The sequence below is a fragment of the Kitasatospora sp. NPDC058492 genome (genome assembly GCF_042720685.1).
Taxonomy (GTDB): domain Bacteria; phylum Actinomycetota; class Actinomycetes; order Streptomycetales; family Streptomycetaceae; genus Kitasatospora.
The window spans coordinates 34,632-53,674 of record NZ_JBHXMU010000041.1; the positions used below are offsets into that span (position 1 = coordinate 34,632).

Here is a 19,043-nt window from a genome sequence, read left to right on the forward strand (position 1 = left end):
GGCAGGCGGCCGTGCCCCGCAGGCAATATCTCGACAGGGAGGTCTCATGGGTCTGCAATTCGGCTTCTGTTTCGGTACCTCGTTACGCCATGACGTGAAGCGGGACCACTTGTGGAAATTGCTCGAAGCGGTGGAGCAGTACGGATTCGATTCGTTCTGGTTCTACAACAACAACGGGGACGACATGCCCCCGCCGCTCGAGCTGGCACGGGAAGTGGCCCACCGGACGTCCGCCCTGGTGTTCGGTCCGCACGTCCTGGTCGCCGCCGGCCTGGAACCCTCCGCCGTGGTCCGCGAACTGACCGACCTGTACCGGCGGTCCAACGGCCGGTTCGTCGCCCAGCTCGGCATCGGCGGCCCCCGCGAGGCCCTCATCCGGGACCCCGCCGAGGCGGCCGCCGCCCTGGAGGACATCCTCCGCCGTCTCCGCCGCCTCGTCGGGGAGTCCGCCGGGGAGTCCAGCGGCAGCGGCCCGGCCGGGGTGCCGCCCGTCTGGCTGGGCGGAGGCCGGGAGAGGACCGTACGGCGCGTCGCCGCCCTCGCGGACGGCTGGGTCCCCGCGTTCATCACCCCCGCCGAGTACCGCCGGCGCCTGAAGGTCATGGACGAGGAGCAGCAGCGCCTCGGCCGCACCGAGCACATCACCCGCGCGGTGCAGCTCGTCTACGTGCCGCCCGCCATCGACACCCCCGAGCTCCGGCGCGAGCTGGACGCCGAGGTCTCGGCCCACAAGCAGGGCTGCACCAGCCGCGACGTCTATGCCGTCGGCGGCGACCGGGCGTTGCGCGAGCGCCTGGCCGAGTTCGCGGATGTCGGCGTCGAACACGTCATCCTGGTCCCCGCCCGCGCGGTCCCCGACTGGGAAGCCGAGATCGCCCGCCTCCACCACACCGTCACCACGTCGTTCGGCTAGCACGTCCGCGGCTGCGTGGCTCCCGGTTCTCCCTCGCCGAAGCGGCGCTTCACCGGTGGCGGGCCCTGCCACGGGTCCGCCATCACGTCCGCAGTCGGAGTCGTCGGCCGGTTCGACGCCCTTCTTGGTTTGTCGGGAAGTGCCCCCGCAATGAACGATGGTTGAGCAACCGGGCGGCGCCGTCCGGCGGAGAAGGTGCCCACCCTGACCCGCTGCTCCACTGAAAGCTGGCCGACTCCCCATGGACCTGGCACACGAGGCGATCGACGGCCTCCTCACGGACTACCTGTATGGGGACGACCGCGCCCTCGACAGCCTGCTGGCAGCGGGGCCGGCGAGTCTTCGTCGGCTCCTCGCCATTCGGGCGGGCCGGGCCGAGCCGGGCTGGGACATGGCGGAGATCGTGCGCCGCGACCGGGACGACTACCGGCGCCCCTTGGAAGCGCAGATACACCTTGCCCGTGCCTTCCCGGACACCTTCTTCGACGAGGTTGCGGAGGACCCTGCGCAGGAATCGGCACTCATGGAGACGCTGGAGTACATCAAGGATCCGCGAGCCCTGCCGTTCCTGGAACGCCAACTGCGCACCCGTAGCCCGGAGTACCGCCGTCGAGCGTTGCGGGGTCTGGCCGAGAACGGTTCGGCCGATCACACCGAGGCCGTCGCCGCGTGCCTGGCGGATCCCGAGACGCGGTCCGAAGCGGTGGACACGCTGGCGCGGCTGGGTGACGTCCGTGCGGTCGGGCCGTTGCTGCGCGAGCACCTGGCGGACGACTCCTCGTTCGCCAGGTGCGCCGGAGCAGCCCTCGACCAGGTCGAGCAGCGCATCGGCGGGCCGCTGGTACCGCCGGCCTGGCGCGAGCTGGGGCCGGCGGTGTTCACCGCGCAGGCCGTGATGGGCGTGCCGTGGTGCGTGGCCGAGGTTCTGGTGGAGCCCGGTCAGACGGTCCGGGGCGGCGAACTCATGGCCGTCCTGGAGAACGACGCGATCTGCCAGGAGCTGATCGCGGACTGGCCCGGCACGGTCACGGAGGTCCGGATCGCGGTGGACGACGAAGTTCCTGAGGGGGCCGTCCTGCTCGTTGTCCAGTCCCGTCGCCGGATCGGCTAGCCGAGGTTCCGGCTTCGCGTCAGCATGCTTATTCCTGACGGGAGATGAGCAAGAGACCCCCTGTTATGGTGCGCTTATGTCATTGATCAAGAAGTTCCAAGTGACCTTCGACTGCGCGGAACCCCGGCGGGTCGCCCGCTTCTGGTGCGAGGTGCTGGGGTACGAATCGCCGCCGCCGAAGGGGTTCGCCACCTGGGACGAGTACGACCGCTCCCAGCCTGCCGAGGACCGGGGTTCGTGGTCCGCCTGCATCGACCCCTCAGGTGTGGGCCCGCGGCTGTTCTTCCAGCGCGTTCCCGAGGGCAAGGTCGTCAAGAACCGGCTGCACCTCGACGTGCGGGTCGGCACCGGGCTCGTGGGCGAGGAGCGCCTCGCCACGCTCGAAGCCGAGTGCACCCGGCTGGTCGCGCTCGGCGCGGTACGCGTGCGACTGCTCTATGACGGCCACGATTCGTGCATCGTGATGCAGGACGTCGAGGGCAACGAGTTCTGCGTCGACTGAGCCTCCCCCGAGCCGGCGAGGCGGGGAGCCGTTGGGCCGAGCGCGACGCCGACCTCGCCGGCCTCGACCCGGCGGGCCGGGCCGATGCGCGGCGGCGGTGGTACGGGGCTGGCGGAGTGGAATTCCAGGACGCGTGGTGGGAATGCGTACGACCTTCCCGGGCGGGGCGGCACGCTTCCTGGTGACCCACAGCAGGGCTGTGGCCGAGCACTCAGGAGGAACCCGCCCATGAGCAGTCACGGACACCCGGACGGGGTGCGAGGCACCTCTCCCGCGGCGAAGGCGTCGGCGAGCCGTCACGTCGTCGCGTTCTACCAGACCGGCACGACCACGGGTGACCCCGGCAGCCAGTACGTCTCCCCGGTGCCCCTGATCGGCCACGCGGACGTGGTGGAGGTGGCCGCGTTCCACCTCAACGATCCCGCCCAGTACCCGATCCTCACCCTGAACGACGACCCGCCCTCCGCGGCCAAGTACGTCCCGATGTGGCGTGACATCGCCTCGGTGCAGGCGAAGGGCGTCAAGGTCACCGCTCTCCTCGGCGGCGCCGCGCAGGGGACGTACGGGCTGCTCGACAAGGACTTCGGCACGTACTACCCGCCCGTCCGCGACGCCCTCAGGACGTACCGGCTGGACGGCATCGACCTCGACGTCGAGGAAGCGTTCCACGAGGCGACCGCCGAGAGGCTCATCCGTCAGCTGCGCTCCGACTTCGGGCCGGACTTCCTGATCACCCTTGCCCCGGGGCCCGGCGAGCTCACCATGCCCGAGGGCAGCAACCTCCCCTTCCTCGACTACCGCACGCTCGAAAAGCAGGTCGGCCCCCTGATCCGCTGGTACAACACCCAGTTCTACTGCGGCAACGGCAGCCTCGCCGACACCGCCGACTACGACGCGGTCATCCGGAACCAGTTCCCCGCGTCCAAGGTCGTCGCCGCCGGCATCACCAACGACAACCTGGACTGCGAGGGCTACGTCGACATGCCGGTCCTCCAACGGACCCTGCGCGCTCTCGCCGACAAGTACCCGGACTTCGCCGGTGCCGCCGGTTGGGAATACGCGCTCTCCCGCAACGTCGACGGCCCCAACTGCCCTACTGGTCCTGCTAGTTGGTACTGTGCCGTCCGTCAGGCGCTCGTCGCCTCGGTGGCCAAGGCCTGACGGTGTAGCTCCGCGCAGTTCTCAGGCCTCGTGACATCCGGCCCCCTTCGCTTCCGCGCGAAGGGGGCCGGTGCCGTCCCGGCCGGTGCCCTGAAGCCGGGGATGCCGGACACCTCATCGGAGGCGGGTCATGCCTCGTTGTCGGTGTCCGATCGGGTGGTGGCCGTGTTGACGGGGCGTGACGAGGCCTTCCCGGCCCCCGCGGCGACGGGCTGGGCGACAGCCAGCAGAGCCGTCGTGCATTCCTCGGTGAGGTCTTCCGCGTGCGGTGGCAGCGGCTGTCCGGCGCGCAGATGGCGGCGGACCACGGACAGCGGCAGGTCGATCAGGGCCAGGGTGATGCGCTCGTGGTCCTGGGGGCCCGCCGCGCCGAGCGTTTCGGCGAGGGAGCCGATGGAGTCGAGCACGCGTCGGTTGCCGAGGTCCGCGCGCTCCTTGTGTTCCTCGGACCAGCCGGCGCGGCCGAACTCCTCGGCGCCGTAGAGGAGGAGCGAGGCTTCCTGCGGGTGGGCGCGGCTCCAGGAGATGACGTGCCGGGCGGCCGCGCGGGCGGCCGGGTGGGGGTCGGGGGCGCTGCCGAGTGCGGCGAAATGCCCCTCCTGGAAGCGCTCCACGGTCCGCAGCCACACCTCGGCGAGCAGGGCCGTACGGCCGGGGAAGCGGTGGTACATGGACCCGCTCGGCGCGCCGATCGCCTGGGCGACGGCGGACATGGTCACGCCGGCCGGCCCGGCGGAGGCGGCCAGCCGGACGGCGGCGTCGAGGATCTGGTCGGTGTCGAATCGGGGTGGTCTCGCCATGAATCAGAGGGTACTCTCCAGATTATTAGAGGCTGGTCTCTAATAATCTGAAGGGGAGGACGCATGGGCGTCTACAACGTGCACGAGCGCCTGCTGGCTGCCAAGGCGAGCGAGGTGGGCGCGCTCGTCGACAGCCTGTCAGGCGGCCCGGCGGACCGGCTCTGGGCGCACTCGGACTGGCCCGCGATGGAGTTCGACCGCCCACTGGCGGTCGGCGCGACCGGCGGCCACGGCCCGGTCCGCTACACGGTCACCGCGTACGTGCCCGGGGTCTGGGTCCGCTTCACCTTCAGCGGGCCGCGCGGATTCCACGGCTTCCACGAGTTCACGGTGCTGCCCGTCGACGAAGAACGCACCGTGCTGCGACACACCCTCGCGATGAAGGCCGGCGGCCTGGAGCGCCTGACCTGGCCGGCGGCCTGGCGCCCGATGCACGACGCCTGCCTGGAGGACGGCCTGGACCGCGCCGAGCTCGCCTGCACGGGCACGGTGGCCCGCCCGGCCCGCTGGACCCCGTACGTACGCCTGCTCCGCGCGTTCGCACACAGGTGAACAACGACACGGGGCCGCCTGCCGGCGGTTTCGAGCGCGGCCCTCCGGCCGATGATCTCGTCTGATCTCATCGTCCTCGTCCGGCAGGCGTACGTGCCCCGGAACAGCTGGTCAGCGGCTGCTGTCCGGGCGGTGGACGCTGAGGTTGCCGTAGGCCGGCAGAACGCCGGCCAGGTCGCCGGGCTTGTCCCGCAGCGTGGCGTCCAGGAAGGCGAGGGTGGCCGCGGCGACGACGCGCGGGCTCTCGGCGCGGCCCAGGGAGCCGACGATCGAGGGCACGGGCGGCAGATACAGGGGGCCGTCCATGAACGTGAGATGTGCGGCGCCGGGGATGGTGAGCCGGTAGCTCGTCGCGGTGCTGGACTTGAGCGCCTCGGTGAGGCGGGGCAGGTAGCGCGGGTCGGTTGCCGGGGTGACGGCCTGGGTGAGCGCGAGCGTCGGCTGGTCGAGGGCGGGGGAGGTGGGGCCGTGGGGGTAGCCGTCCAGATCGATGACGGCGTGGAAGCGGCGGTCCTGCCGGGCTGCCTGGAGGGCGGCGGCGCCACCCATGGAGTGTCCGGCCACCGCGGCCCGACCGGTGTCCAGGTGTCCGCTCAGCGGGTCGGCGGTCTCCCCCCGGTCCAGACCGTCCAGCTGGGTGAGGACGAATCCGAGGTCGGCGGCCCGAATCGCTGTCCAGTCGGCCGCCAGTTTCTCGTCCTGGTCCGGGTCGCCGGTGGAGGTGGTCTCGGTGGTGATCGTCCGGCCGTCGGAGAGGACGACGGCGGCGGAGTCGTACGGGTGGTCGAGGGCGGCGACCACGTAGCCGTGGCTGGCCAGTTCCTCCGCCCAGGCGGTGTTCTGGGTGCGTACTCCGCCCGACCCGGGAGAGAACAGGACGACGGGGAACCGCCCCCGCCCGCCGTCCACCGGGGCGTCGAATACAGAATGGGTGTGGGCACGCGGAACACCGTCGACCAGGAAACCCGGCAGGCCGACCTGGCGGGCGAGGGCGTCGGAGACGGTGCGGGCCTCGTGCTCCGTGCGTCCGAGGTACTGGGCCCGCTGCGCGCCGGCGGGGCTCTTCTGCGCGGGGTACCAGAGCTGGACCACGACCGTGCGCCGGTCGTCCGGATCGGCGGTGAAGGTCTCGGGGCGGCGCGGGTCGGTCCACTGGACCACGCGGGTGCCGACCGCGAAGTCGCCTGACGGGGTGGGGAACTCGGGTACGGGAAGGGCCCAGGCGGCCACCGGGCCGGTGACGATCAGGCCGACGCAGGCCACCGACCCCGGCAACGCCAGCCACCAGCGGGCCCGCCACGCCGGCCGACCGGCACGGCGTCGCAGCAGGGGGGAGAGGGCGAACGGCAACGCGAAGGCGGCGCCTGCCAGGACCGGCAGCATCTGCCAGCGGATCCCCGCCACGCTCAGCAGGATCGCGGACAGGACGAGAACCGCCCCCGCCGCGATCGTGACGTGTGGGCGGGCGGAGGGGGGAAGCCAGCGCGCCACCACCAGTGCGACGGCGCCCAGCAGGACAAGGATTTCCAGGGGGGACATGTACAGCCCCGTGATGATCTCGGTCACCAGGCCATATTCGGCGCCGGGTACGCGCTGGCACATCGATCCCGGGTCGCCGTCGTGTGCCACCGGGGTCGCAATCCGTGGCAGCTCCCGGTGCGACCGGAGTGGCAATCGGGCACGCCGGATCGGCGGCCGCCCTACGACCACGGGAGGTAGCGGGACTCCTCCTGCGGTCGTACCTCGGCACGGTGCCATCAGACGGTGGACGCATGTGCTCCCTGGGGCCCGCGCCCTACCGTGACAGGGCCGCCTGCACGCGGTGGCGGCCCCGGTCGGGGCCACCATGACGCTGAATCGACAGGGACGTGTGATGACCGAGGCGGCCGCGGAACCCGGCGATGCCTACCGGGATCGGGTGCGGGCGTTGACGCGGGTGCGGTGGGCGAGGACGGCCTCACGGCTGACGAGGTACGCCGACCTGGCCTCCGTACGAGCGGCGCGACTGGTGACAGCCGCCGGGCGCCGGTGCTCCCGGCTGCCGCCCATGGTGTGGGACGCGCTGCTGCCGACGCTTCTCCTGCTCAACATCATCACCACCCACGCGCCGCACGAGCTGCCGGTGGCCGTCGCCCTCACTGCCGCTCTCGCGCTGCCCCTGCTGTGGCGGCGCCGGGCCCCGCTCACGGTGTTCGGCGCCGTGGCAGCCGCGGCCTTCGTCCAGTGGCTGGCGGACGTCCAACTCCCGGCGGACGTCTGCCTGTTGGTGGCCCTCTACACGGCAGCCGCGAACTCGGGCCGGCGCGGCACACTCGTCGCCGGTGCCGTCGTGGAGGCAGGGGCCCTGCTGGCCTGCCTGCGCTGGGCGACGGAAGGCGCATTCCTGACCCCCTTCGTCGCGGTCACCGCGATGGTCGTCGCCGCCGCCGTCCTGGGTGTGAACGTGCGGACCACGCGCGCCTACCTCGCGGCCCTGGAGGAACGGGCCGCACGCCTGGAGCAGCAACAGGAACAGCAGGCGCGACTGGCCGTCGCCGAGGAGAGGACACGTATCACCCGGGAGATGCACGACATCGTCACCCACAACCTGTCCGTCATGGTCGCGCTCACCGACGCCGCCGTCTACGCGCAGCACCGGTCGCCCGACAAGGCCACCACCGCGATGCTCCAGATCTCCGAGACGGGCCGGCAGGCCCTGACCGACATGCGGCGCTCGCTGGGCATCCTGCGGACCGACGAACCGGACGCGGAACGCCACCCGCTACCCGGCATCGCCCAACTGGAGGCCCTCGCCGACCAGATGTGCGCCGCCGGGCTGCCGACCCGCATCGAGGTCCAGGGCGGCCACACCCACATACCCGCCACCGCACAACTGACCGTCTACCGCCTGGTACAGGAAGCCTTGACCAACACCCTCAAGCACACACCCGCCGGCACACGTGCGACGGTCCGGATACGGTGCTCGACCGGGACCGTCACCGTGGACGTCACCGACAGCGGCCCCCGCCCGCCCCATCCCGGCGCCACACCGTCCGGCCACGGCATCCCCGGCATGCGCGAGCGCTCGGCCGCCTACGGGGGGACGTTGCGGGCCGGACCGCTTCCGGGTGGCGGCTGGGGAGTCCACACCCGCCTCCTCCTCGACAGCAGCGGAGCGGCGTCCGCATGACGATCCGCATCCTGATCGCCGACGACGAAGCGCTGCTCCGGATGGCCTTCAGCACGGTCCTGGAGGCCCAGCCCGACATGGCACCGGTCGGCGAAGCCGCGGACGGCGCCCAGGCCATCCGCCTCGCCCGGGAGCTGCGCCCCGATGTCGTCCTCATGGACGTCCGGATGCCCGGGATCGACGGGATCGAGGCGACCCGGCAGGTCATCCGGATCTCCCCGCAGAGCAGAGTGCTGATCCTCACCACCTTCGACCTGGACGAATACGCCTTCGCCGGGCTCGGCGCCGGAGCCTCGGGCTTCCTGCTGAAGAACACCAGGCCCGAGGAACTGCTCACCGCGATACGCAGCGTCGCCGCGGGCGACGCGGTGGTGTCCCCGCGGATCACCCGCCGCCTGCTGGAGCACCTGCGCCCGCACATTCCCGACGGCAGCAGCGCCGACCCCGACGATCGGCTGGGCCGACTCAGCGCCCGTGAACGCGAGGTGCTCGTCCAGGTGGGCTGCGGCCTGTCCAACTCCGAGATCGCGGCCGCCCTGTACCTCGCGGAGGCGACCGTGAAGTCCCATCTGGGGCGAATCCTGCACAAGCTCGAACTCCGCGACCGGATACAGGCGGTGGTCTTCGCCTACGAGAGCCGCCTCATCCACCCCGCATGACGCCGCCGAGCGCCTCGCCGCCGCCCGCCCCGGGTCCGGTGTCGGGACGGGAACCGTGACGTCGTCATCGGCGTCCCCGTTCAAACCAAGTCGTCTACGACCAGGGCCCGCGGCTCCCTGAGTTCCGAGCAGAAAGACAGTGATGACTCAGCAAGATCACCAGGCCCTGCCCGCACCCGGGCCGGACGCCTCCGGTCGGGCCCCGGGAACCCCGGCCGGAGGGGGACCTTCGCGGTCGATACGGCCGTGGCTGCCGGCCTTGCTGTGCGCCCTGGGGTTCGCGGCGGTCTACCTGCTCGCCGTCTGGACCCCGTTCGGGCAGCGGGGTGAGAACTCCCTGATGAACGGGAACGGCGGCGAACCGGCGTGGATCTACGACTGGTCGGGGTCGGCCTTCGACTCGGCGGCCATGCCCCCACTGGAGTTCACCGCCCTGCCCACCCTGGTCGTGGGGATGGCCGTGATCGTGGTCGTCGCCCTGGTGCGGCGGTGCTGGTGGCAGGGCTGCGCGGCGATCGGGGTCGTCCTGGGCACGTTCGGGGGCACCGAGGTGTGCAGCAAGATGGTCCTGCCCCGCCCCGATCTGGTGAACGCGCCCGCCATGCTCACCGAGGTGAGCTTCCCCAGTGGGCACGCGGCCGTCCCCATCGGGCTGGTCCTCGGCGCCGCCCTCGTCGCCTCCCCGCGCCTGCGCCCCTACGTCACCGCGGTCGGCATGCTGTGGCTCACCGTCACCGCCGGTGCCGTGCAGGCGCTCTACCACCACCGGCCCAGCGACGTGCTGGGGGCCGCGCTGCTGGGCTGCGCCTGTTACGGCCTCGCGCTCTGGCTGCTGCCGGCCTCCGCCGCACCGGGCGTCGCGCGCAGCCCCCGGGCTCTGCCGGCCGTCGCCCTCGTCCTGTCGGCGGCCGCCGCGCTCGCCGCCGGCGCGCGGGACGACTCCGTCACGGGACCGCTGATCTTCGCGGCGGCGGCCTTCCTGTGCGCGGTCCTGGTCTGGTGCACCGTGGTGGCGGGACCTGCCCGCGTCGCGCGTCGCACGCGGCCGGCCGTGGGCTGACCGCCCGGCACGTTGTCCGGCCGAAGGCCGAGGCCGTTGGCCTCGGCCTTCGGCATTGGCCGCCCGTCTGCCTCGTGACCACGGCGCACTCCGACCCGGGACTTCCCAGACGTGGACCCCGGACGCCGGGACCGTGAGCTGTTGAAGAAGCACGGAACGAGCACGCAACAGGCCGACCCGCCGGTGGGTCGGCCTGTTGCAGGGGTGTGCGTCGGGTTACCGCCGACTGGTCCGCGCCCGTCGGCGGCGGGCCACGAGGGTGGCCGTGGCGCGCAGGGCCAGGCCGATCACCGGTGCGAGGAGCAGGGTGCACCAGGTGCGGGTGGTGGCATCGGCGGTGAGGCGGTCGGCGAGCAGGTAGGCGGCGAGGAAGGACGGGGCGAGCCAGGCCCCGTTGGTCGCGGCGAGGCGCAGCGGGCTCGCCCGGCGCGCTGCCGGTTCCTCCGCCGACTCCGCCGACTCCGCCGACTCCGTGGATGTCACACGAACCTCCTGACCACGCCGATCACCTTGTCGACGATCCGCTGGGAGACGCCGCGGTCGAAGACGAAACCCGCGAGGCAGCCGGCGACGGCCCAGACGATGCGCTGCTTCCAGCCGCCGCTCCCGAACAGTACACCGGCGCAGGCGCCGCCGGCGCAGTTGCCGATGTGGAGCGCCCAGGGTGCCAGGAAGGGGATCCAGGCGGCCACGGCCGCGGTGACGGACAGTTGGACGGCGCGGGAGACGGCGGCCTTGAGCGCGGCCTTCAGCCAGCCGGGCATCCGGCCGTTGAGGTCGGTGCAGTTGACCGGGTCGGCGTTGCAGTAGTCGTAGGCGTTGGCGCTCGCTCCCTGGACCGGGTCGGGGGAGAGGAAGCGGCCGGTGGCCGGGTTGTAGAGGCGCGCTCCCATGAGGGTGAGGGCGCTCGGGGTCTCGTCGGAGCGCTGCTTGTCGCCGAGCCAGGCGTAGCGGGTGCCGGGCTGGCCGGTGCGCGGCTGGCCGTACTCGTCGTAGTCGAGGACGGTGGGTGCGACGGCGGTGTCCAGGGGCAGCCGCAGGGTGATGTCGCCGTGCAGGTTGGCGAGTTGCAGGATGGTGCCGCCGGTCTTCGCGGTGGTGGCGGCGAGGGTGCCGGCGGGGCCGGTGACGTTGCGGGTCAGGGTGCCCGCGGTGTCCTCGGTGATCCAGCGGGGGCTGTCGGTGTCGGAGCCGTAGTGGTTGGTCCGCAGTCCGGTCTGGGCCCAGGTGCCGGTGGTGTTGGTCTCGGTGGTCCAGGCGCGGAAGCGCTGGGCCGAGTCGAGGGTCCAGCTCTGCCGGTTGGTGCCGCTGGTCTGCTGCTGCACCAGGTCGGTGGTGTAGTACGCGAGGGTGCTGCCGGGCAGTGCGGTGGTGCGGCCGAACGCGTCGTAGGTGTAGCCGGGGTTCACCAGGCGGTCGGCGGTGTCGTAGGTGCTGGTCTGGGTGGTGCCCGCGGTGGTGGTGCAGGTCTGGCCGCGGGCGGCGTCGGCGGTGGCCAGCGCGGTGCGGTTGGTGTTGCGGTCGAAGGTGTAGGTGCGGGTGGTGCAGACGGCGTCGGTCGAGGTGTCCTGGACCTGGAGGAGCCGGCCGGCCCGGTCGTAGGCGTAGGTCTGGGCCGCGGTGATGCCGGGGGTGCCGGTGTGGGTGGCCCGCTGGCCGTGGATGGTCTCGGTGATGCCGTCGGAGACCAGCACGAGGCCGTCGCTGTCGCGGGTGTAGGTGCGGCTGGTGGTGGTGCCGGCCGGGTCCTTGTCGTCGGTCCGGGTGTAGCCGCCGGGCAGGCCCTGGGTGAGCGGCGTGCCGTCGGCGTCGTAGCGGGCGGTGAGGGTGCCGGCGACGGAGTCCGTCACCGAGGTCGCCAGGCCGCGCGGGTCGACGGCGGTGTCGTAGGTGTAGGTGGTGGTGGAGGGGGAGGTGTCGGTGACCTTGGTGGGGCGGTTGAGGGCGTCGTACTCCGTGGTGGTGACGGCGCCGTCGGCGTCGGTGTAGGAGGTCAGGCGGCCGAGTTCGTCGTAGCCCTTGGTGATGGTGCCGCCGGTGGCGGACGTTTGGCGGGTGACGGCGCCGGTGCCCGGGTGGTAGGTGGTGGTGGCGGCGGGGGCCGGGGTGCCGAGGCCGTCGGTGACGGTGACGGTGGTGGGGCGCCCCGCCGTGTCGGTGTCGGTCACGGTGGTGCGGGTGACGCCGTTGGCCGTTTCGGTGGTGCGGGTGGCCTGGCCGAACTGCCCGTACTGGGTTGTCCTGGTGGGCAGTTGTGCGGGGTTGGCGCCGCCGCCGGTGATGGCCGCGGCGGGCCCGGTCTGGCAGACGAGGTCGGCCCACTCGGGGCGGTTGCCGCAGGTGCCGGTGCCGTCGGCGGTGTAGTAGCTGGTCCAGCCGGCTGCCGCGTCGGAGCCGGTGGAGGCCGGCTGCCGGGTCGAGACGACCCGGCCCTGGCCGTCGTAGCCGGTGGTGGTGGTCAGGGCGAGGCCGCCGCTGTCCTTGATCTGCGCGGTGGGCACGCCGAGCGCCCAGTTGTAGGTGGTGCGGTCCTGGCGGGCGTCGACCAGCAGGTCGGGCCAGGCGCGGAGCCGGGCGCCGGTGGCGGTGAGGGTGATCTGGTTCTTGATCTTGGCGGTGCCGTCGGTCGGCCGGCCCTCGTCGTAGGTCTTCACGGTGTGCTGGCGGGCGGGCAGTTGGGTGCCGGCCTTCGCCAGGACCGTCGCACCGGAGGTGGCGTCGGCGGCGAGGGTGATGCGGTGGAGCGGGTCGTAGACGTCGGTCTCCTGCTGGCCGTCCGCGCTGTAGGCGCTGCTGCTCGACAGGAGCCGGGCGCGTTCGGCGGAGGGCAGGGTGTCGATGCCGAGGTCGGCCAGTTCGGCCTTGGCGGCGGTGGTGGCGCCGAGGGCGAGCTCGCGGTTGCCCGCGGTCAGGCTGCGGACCTGGTGGCCCTGGTTGTCGTACTCGGTGGTGGTGATGTGGTGGCCCGGGGTGGCCTGGTTGACCTGGCGGCCGGAGGCGTTCAGGTAGGTGACGTTCGCCCGGGTGTAGTCGCCGGCGCCGAGGTCGGTGCCGTTGTTGGAGGCGGGGGCCTGGTCCGGCGGGAACACCGCGGTGGCGTCGGTCGGCAGGTCGCTCTGGCCCCACGCGGAGGCGGCCGGCGCGGAGAGGTCCTCCGGCGCCTTCGCGCCGGAGAGCGGGACGCCGTAGACGACGGTGGTGGTGGCGGTGCCGTTCACGGTGCTCGTGGTGCCGGGGGCGAGGGTGTCGTGCCAGGTCTTCGTCAGCATGCCCGGGCCCGCGGCCGGGTTGGCGGTGACGGTGCCGTACGCCAGCGAGGTGGCGAGGGTGCCGCTGAGCTGGACGGAGGAGAGCAGGCCGTCGTCGGCGCCCTGGGTGTAGTAGGCGTACTGGTTCTGGCTGCTCTGGCCGAGCCGCGGGTCCCAGGTCTGGCGCAGCCGCCCGGCCGAGTCGTAGCGGTAGACGGCGACGTCGGTGGCGGTGGCCGAGGCGGCCCCGGGCGCGGTGCTCCAGAGCCTGATCGCGCTGACCTGCCCGGCGACGTCACCGAACTCGGTGCCGGTGGCGACGCCGGTGGCGGTGGTCGCGGTGGCGTAGACGAACTGCAGGACGCGGCAGCCCTTGGCGGCGACGTTCGCCGCGCACACCGCCGGGGTGGCCGCGGAGGTCGGCGCGATGACGAGCTTCGGCCGGGCCAGAGTCCTGCCGCCGACCACGGTCGTCTCCGACACCACGCTGGTGGTGGTGTTGGCCAGCCCGCCCTGCAGCGTGGAGGTCACCGTCCAGGTGGCGGCGGCCGGATCGGCCTTGGCGAAGGTGGTGACGGTGCCCTCGGTGCCGGAGAGCGTGAAGTCGGCGCCGAAGGAGCCGCTCAGGGTGAGGTCCTCGCTGCCCGGCTCGGGCGTCCAGCCGTTGCCGGCCGCGTTCGAGGTGAAGGAGACGGCGGAGCCGTCGGCGGCCATCACGCTGAGCGAGGTGCTGGAGGTCCTGCGGATCTCCGTGTACTCCGAGGCGGACAGGCTCGACGACACGCTGGACACCCAGTTGGGGCCGAAGACCGCCGCCTGGCCGTCCTGGCCGGCGGCGGCCCGCGGGTCACGCGAGGAGTGCGTGCGGCCGACCGTCATGCCGAACAGCGACACGTCGGTGGCCGGGACCCTGAGGTCGCCGGTGAGCAGGTTCAGTGCACCCGGGCCGACGTTCTCCGTCGCCGCGCCGTCGGCCTTGCGGTCGACGACGACCCGCACCGGCTCGGAGGAGACGGCGGCGGCGCCCGGCCCGGTGAAGTCCGCGCGGAGCTGGACGGTGCCGTCCGGGGTCACCGTGGAGGTGGCGTTCCAGGTGAGCGCCGGGCTCTTGCCCGCGGCCAGGGGCACGGGCCAGGCCGCCAGTGCGGCACCGCCGTTGGTGATGTCGCCGGCGGGGATCCGCGTCCACGCGTCGGCGTCGGAGCGCCGCCAGGAGAAGGCCACCTGGTCGTAGCGGGCGGCGTCGGCCTCGGCGGTGAGCGGCAGGCGCGCCGCGGTGCGGGTGCCGTCGTTCGGCGAGGTGACACCGCCCGCGCCGACCTGGAAGGTGTGGGTGCGGGCCTCGGACTTGTTCTCCGCCCGGTCCACCGCCCGCACCTGAAGGGTGTTGGTGCCGGCCTTGGCCGGGGTCACGGTGAAGGTCACCGGCGCGGCGGAGCCGTTCGTCGCGACCTTGGTCCAGGTCGCGCCGTCGAGCGTCCACTCCAGGGCGTTCTGGTCACCGGCCGGCGGGGTCGCGGTGAAGGAACCGGCCTGGCCGGGGCCCTTGACCCACTGGCCCGACGGGTAGTCGGCGGAGGAGAGCGCGGCGGGCGCCGAGGGGGCGGCGGTGTCGACCGTGAAGGTGGCCCACGCCGACCAGTTGTTGTTGTAGTGCAGCCCGTCGTACGGGGAGGTGCGGAACTTGTACGTCCTGCCGTTGGCCAGCACACCGGCCGGGACCTTGACGGAGGCCGGGGCCCCGCTCGGCACGTACGGGGAGACCAGGACGTTGCCCACCTGGGTGTCGGTGGCGGTGTCGAAGATCTGGAAGGTGCCGTCGACCTTGTCGTTGTTCGGGTCGACGAAGGTGTCGCGCAGCGTCGGGGTGGTGGAGTTGACCCACCAGGTGCCGGCGGTGTCCTTGTAGAACGGCGAGCCGGCCTGCTGGTCCGTCCCGGTCCGGGGGCGGTAGTTGTACGTCACCGTCAGCTTCGGGACGTTGGTCGCGGCGTTGGCGGAGTTCACCTCCTTCCAGTACTTGGTGTTGGCCTCGTCCGGGGCGCGCAGCCCCATGCCCGAGGTGGTGTTCTTCGCCGACGTCCAGGTCTGCACCAGGTTGGTGACGTCCGCGGTGATCCAGCCGTCGCCGCCGCAGGCGTCCCGGCCCTTGGTCTCGGTGCCGGTGGCCTTCTTGGCGTTCCAGGAGGGCTGCGCCGTCCAGCGCGAGGCGGTCGAGGCGAGGCCGGTGTCCCAGATGTCCCACGCGTAGGGCTGGCAGTCGCTGTTGCCGGAGTGGAAGTTGTACAGCGACAGGCTGGCGTTGGTGATCAGCGCGTCCGCGATCGGCGCGGTGTTCCAGTTGATGAACGACCGGGCCTGGCGGGAGGAGCCGTCCGCGTTCTTGGTGCCGGAGTTGCCCCAGTAGATCTCGGTGTCGGCCGACCAGTCGACCGTCTCGCCCTGCTGCACCCGGGTGTCGAAGACGTTGCCGAGGGCCGTGGTGGAGGGGTCGACCGTCACCGGGTACTGCGTCTTCGGGTCCGCGAGGAACGCGGCGTCCGGCGTGAACACCAGGTCGATGCCGTCGCCGCGCTGAACGACCTTCAGACCGACCTTCGCCTGCCGGGCGTGCTCACCGGAGCCCTCGGCGGCGGCCGTCGCGTCCCACATCACCGGCGCCGGGAGCACGGCCCGCCGCTCGCCGGTGCGCCTGTCGGTGAACAGCACGCCGCCGTCCGGCTGGACCTCGGCCTTCAGACCGTCGGCCTTCAGCGGCATCGTGTACGAGAACCCGGCGGCGCTCGGGCGCTGCTTGAGCACCGTGTACTGCTCGAAGCCGGTCCGGGTGGCCTCCACGACCAGGTCGGCCGCGCCGTCCGCGATCGCGTCCCGGTAGGTGGCCTTCGTGCCGTCCAGGGCGGGCTTGGGCAGGCCGCCCCGCCACTGGAGCTCGACCTGCTGGTCGCCCTGCCCGAGGGTCACCAGGGTGCGGGCGTCGTCCGGGGCCGCGGCCTGCGCGTGGAGCAGCGACTTCGCCCGGGTGCCGCCGGCACCGGCGAGCCGCAGCGCGTTCGGGTGGGCCTTCGGCGCCACCGACCCGTCGGCGCTCGCCTGGAGGCCGAGGTCGACGTCCACCCACTGGCCGTCACGTTGGAAGCGGACCGGGCCCGCGAACAGCTCGGTGGTGAGCGAACCGTCCTTGTTCACCCATGTCGTCGACGTCTCCGTACGCTCGGAGAGCGCCTCCACCCGCTGCCCGGACAGCCGGGCCGCGACCCTCGCCGACGGCACGTCGGCGGCGGAGGTGGCCCACTGCCCGGCGCCCTTGCCCGCCTGCGCGGCCGCGCTCGGCGTCGCGCTCGGCGTCGCGGCGAGGGCCGTCTCGGATCCGGCCAGCAGCGACACCGCCACGGCGAGGGCCAGCGACCCGCTCAGCGCCCGCATGCCAACAGGCCTGCCGGGTCTGCGTCGTGTGGTCATCCGTCTGTTCATATCGACTCCTTGAAACACCGTCGCTCGACGGCGCTTTCGGAGCATAGGAGTGGTCGACAAGATCAAAGATGGGGTCAAATAGCGCCAAAGGATCATCAAATAATGATCTTGTTTCGACAAGGTTCACATGATCGTGATCATGACGTAGGCAACCGCGGGCGCCGTGCCCGCGTTGTCGACATCTGCACTGCGGGAGCCGCGACGGGGGCGTGGACGTGGGTCTGGGCATGGGTCTGGGCATGGGTCTGGGCATGGGTCTGGGCGTGCTCTACGATCCGCCGAGGGGATTCTCGACGTATCGCGGTACGTGAGTGCCGCGCCGGGACGGGGGCGGGGCGTTGTCGTCAGTGGACGTGGTGCGGGAGTCGGCGAGAGCCGGGCGGATCGTGCTGTTCGAGGAGTCCGCGCGCGACGGTGCGCAGGCCAAGACCCTGATGAGCGCCGGATTCCGGGTGCGGCTGGCCCGGGAACAGGGGGCGGTGTTCGGCGCGGACGGGCCCCGGCACGTGGTGTTCGCGGCCGGCTTCCCGTCGGTGTGCGGGCAGGAGTTCGAGGCGACCCGGCAGGTGGCGCTGGAGACACAGGATTCGGTGAGCCCCTCGGCGATCTGCCGGGGCACGGTGGCCGACGTGCGGCTGGCGTTGAGCGCGGTGCGGGGTGCGGCGCACGCGCGGGTGATGGTGATCGTGGCCGCTTCCGAGGCGACCGCCCGCGCCCTCGTCCACAGCGGTGCCCGCGAGGCCCTGGCAGACGGCCTGGACGTGTTGAAGGAGGCGGCGGACCTGGCGGACGACACGGCGGTGGACGTGTGCCTGGTGGACGCACCCCGCGCGGACCACGCCCTGGTGGCCGAGTACGCGGGGGCGATGACCGCCCACGGCGCGGGGACGATTGTGCTCGCCGACACCGTCGGCGACCTGTTGCCCGGTCAGACCCGGGCCCTGTTCCAACGGGTCGCCGCTGACGCGGGGCCGGACACCGTCCTGGTCTCGCACCTGCACAACGACCTCGGCCTCGGGCTGGCCAACACCCTGGCCGCACTGGAGAGCGGGGTACGGGTGGCCGCCTGCTCCTGGCTGGGCATGGCCGAGCGCAGCGGCATGGCCGCCACCGAACAACTGCTCTTCCTGCTCGGCCACGACCGCACGAAGGCCGAACAGGTGCTGGGGCCCGGCTGCGAACCGTGGTGGACGCAGCCGGACCTGACCCGGCTGCCCGGGATCGCGCGAATGGTGTCCGCCGAGACCGGGATCCCGCTCACCGTCACCACCCCGATCGTGGGCACCGGCGTCGCCACGATCTCCACCGGGACCCCGTTCACCCACCCGCGGACCTTCCAGCCCTACGACCCGCAGCAGCACCTGGGCCTGGCACCGAGCGTGGTCCTCACCCACCTCGCCAGCCGGCGCGTGCTGCAGGCCGTCGCCGAGCGGCTCGGCCACCGACTGGACCAGGCCCAGACCGGCACCGCCCTGGCCTGGGCCAAGGACCGCGCCTACCGCCTGAACCAGGCCGTCGTCCCCGACGCCGACTTCGCCGCCTACCTCGAAGGCCTGACCGCCACCACCCCCGCACCGTGAACGGACCCGCCCCCATGCCGACCACCGCCCGGCTCGACACCAGCACCGCCGCCCGCACCCTGACCGCCGGGCGGGCCGTCATCCTGCCCAACCCCAGCCCCCTGACCTACGTCGCCACCGCCACGAACCCCCAGGCCGTCAACAACGCCAAGGGCCGCCCCGTCGGCCAGGAAGTCGCCCTGTGGGTCCACGACGACACCACCTGGGCCGACCTCACCACCCGACTGGACCTGACGCCGACCGCCCTGCACACCGCGCTCACCATGCTGCGCGACCACCTGGTCACCCTGCTGGTGCCCATACGCGCCGACACCCCGCCGGCCTGGGCCGCCCCCGCCCTGCGCGACGGCCACCTGCTCCTCTTCGGCGCACGCTGGCAGCCCCTGACACCGCTGCTCACACGCTTCCCGCGCCTGTACGTCAGCAGCGCCAACCGCACCGGACACCCGCCGGCCGCCACCGCCGACCAGGCAGCGGCCATGTTCGGACCCGACACCCCTGTCGTCGACGCCGACGCCCTGCGCGACACCGCAACCCCCCACGCCGCCACCACCATGCTGCGCATCGCACCCGACGGCGGCCTGGCCCACATCCGGTACGGCGCCCAGGACCAAGCCCACGGCGCCGACCCGGCCCGCTACCTGGAACACCTCCGCTCGGCGACGACCCGCTGAGCCCCCTGCCTTCGAGTGATGGGTGGATGCCACGAGATCGCGGTGGCAGGGTAGTTGATCGAATCGTCGGATTCCGGGTCGGCGTCAGCCGGGTCCGAGCGCGGCGAACTGGCCGGGCCGTCCCGCCTGTCGGGGGAGGG

General features: G+C 72.5%; 14 protein-coding genes. 10 read left to right on the top strand and 4 right to left on the bottom strand.

The window, feature by feature from the left end:
* Nucleotides 1-46 precede the first annotated feature (46 nt).
* The 4 genes from ACFWPI_RS25205 (at nt 47) to ACFWPI_RS25220 (ending at nt 3,687) form a co-directional block, all read left to right on the top strand.
* Nucleotides 47-913, top strand: coding sequence for an LLM class flavin-dependent oxidoreductase (locus tag ACFWPI_RS25205; RefSeq protein WP_380372346.1), 867 nt, complete (start codon nt 47-49; stop codon nt 911-913).
* Nucleotides 914-1,154: 241 nt separating this feature from the next.
* On the top strand, nt 1,155-2,024 hold the full coding sequence (locus ACFWPI_RS25210) for a HEAT repeat domain-containing protein (RefSeq protein ID WP_380340365.1): 870 nt from the start codon (nt 1,155-1,157) through the stop codon (nt 2,022-2,024).
* A 76-nt stretch (nt 2,025-2,100) separates the two neighbouring features.
* On the top strand, nt 2,101-2,526 hold the full coding sequence (locus tag ACFWPI_RS25215) for a VOC family protein (protein WP_380372342.1): 426 nt from the start codon (nt 2,101-2,103) through the stop codon (nt 2,524-2,526).
* A 228-nt stretch (nt 2,527-2,754) separates the two neighbouring features.
* Nucleotides 2,755-3,687, top strand: a complete 933-nt coding sequence (locus ACFWPI_RS25220; protein WP_380372340.1) for a chitinase — start codon at nt 2,755-2,757, stop codon at nt 3,685-3,687.
* A gap of 128 nt (nt 3,688-3,815) precedes the next feature.
* Here ACFWPI_RS25220 and ACFWPI_RS25225 read toward each other — a convergent pair whose 3' ends face one another.
* Nucleotides 3,816-4,487: a TetR/AcrR family transcriptional regulator gene (locus ACFWPI_RS25225; protein WP_380372338.1), complete on the bottom strand. Its 672-nt coding sequence runs from the start codon at nt 4,485-4,487 to the stop codon at nt 3,816-3,818.
* A 63-nt stretch (nt 4,488-4,550) separates the two neighbouring features.
* On the opposite strand from ACFWPI_RS25225, the gene ACFWPI_RS25230 reads away from it, so the two are divergent.
* Nucleotides 4,551-5,039, top strand: a complete 489-nt coding sequence (locus ACFWPI_RS25230) for an SRPBCC family protein (RefSeq protein ID WP_380372335.1) — start codon at nt 4,551-4,553, stop codon at nt 5,037-5,039.
* Between the two features lie 111 nt (nt 5,040-5,150).
* Here the strand turns inward: ACFWPI_RS25230 and ACFWPI_RS25235 are convergent, their stop codons facing one another.
* Complete coding sequence (locus ACFWPI_RS25235; protein WP_380372332.1) at nt 5,151-6,641, bottom strand: hypothetical protein; 1,491 nt, start codon at nt 6,639-6,641, stop codon at nt 5,151-5,153.
* A gap of 271 nt (nt 6,642-6,912) precedes the next feature.
* Between ACFWPI_RS25235 and ACFWPI_RS25240 the strand changes: the two genes are divergently transcribed.
* From ACFWPI_RS25240 to ACFWPI_RS25250, 3 genes are all read left to right on the top strand, one after another.
* Nucleotides 6,913-8,208 carry a sensor histidine kinase gene (locus tag ACFWPI_RS25240; RefSeq protein ID WP_380372329.1) on the top strand — a complete coding sequence of 432 codons (1,296 nt, stop codon included), beginning with the start codon at nt 6,913-6,915 and terminating at the stop codon, nt 8,206-8,208.
* A complete protein-coding gene (locus ACFWPI_RS25245) occupies nt 8,205-8,867 on the top strand; it encodes a response regulator (RefSeq protein ID WP_380372325.1) in 663 nt (220 codons plus the stop codon). The genes ACFWPI_RS25240 and ACFWPI_RS25245 overlap by 4 nt, the downstream gene beginning before the upstream one ends.
* 142 nt (nt 8,868-9,009) lie before the next feature.
* Complete coding sequence (locus ACFWPI_RS25250) at nt 9,010-9,927, top strand: phosphatase PAP2 family protein (RefSeq protein WP_380372322.1); 918 nt, start codon at nt 9,010-9,012, stop codon at nt 9,925-9,927.
* 216 nt (nt 9,928-10,143) lie between these two features.
* On the opposite strand, the gene ACFWPI_RS25255 is transcribed toward ACFWPI_RS25250, so the two are convergent.
* On the bottom strand, nt 10,144-10,410 hold the full coding sequence (locus ACFWPI_RS25255; protein ID WP_380372319.1) for a hypothetical protein: 267 nt from the start codon (nt 10,408-10,410) through the stop codon (nt 10,144-10,146).
* Entirely contained in the window at nt 10,407-16,637 is a 6,231-nt protein-coding gene (locus ACFWPI_RS25260) for a DNRLRE domain-containing protein (protein WP_380372317.1), read from the bottom strand. Before ACFWPI_RS25260 ends, ACFWPI_RS25255 begins: the two co-directional genes overlap by 4 nt.
* Before the next feature lie 359 nt (nt 16,638-16,996).
* On the opposite strand from ACFWPI_RS25260, the gene ACFWPI_RS25265 reads away from it, so the two are divergent.
* On the top strand, nt 16,997-18,229 hold the full coding sequence (locus ACFWPI_RS25265) for a 2-isopropylmalate synthase (RefSeq protein ID WP_380372393.1): 1,233 nt from the start codon (nt 16,997-16,999) through the stop codon (nt 18,227-18,229).
* 14 nt (nt 18,230-18,243) lie between these two features.
* Nucleotides 18,244-18,903 carry a Sua5/YciO/YrdC/YwlC family protein gene (locus tag ACFWPI_RS25270; protein ID WP_380372314.1) on the top strand — a complete coding sequence of 220 codons (660 nt, stop codon included), beginning with the start codon at nt 18,244-18,246 and terminating at the stop codon, nt 18,901-18,903.
* The last annotated feature ends 140 nt before the right edge of the window (nt 18,904-19,043 follow it).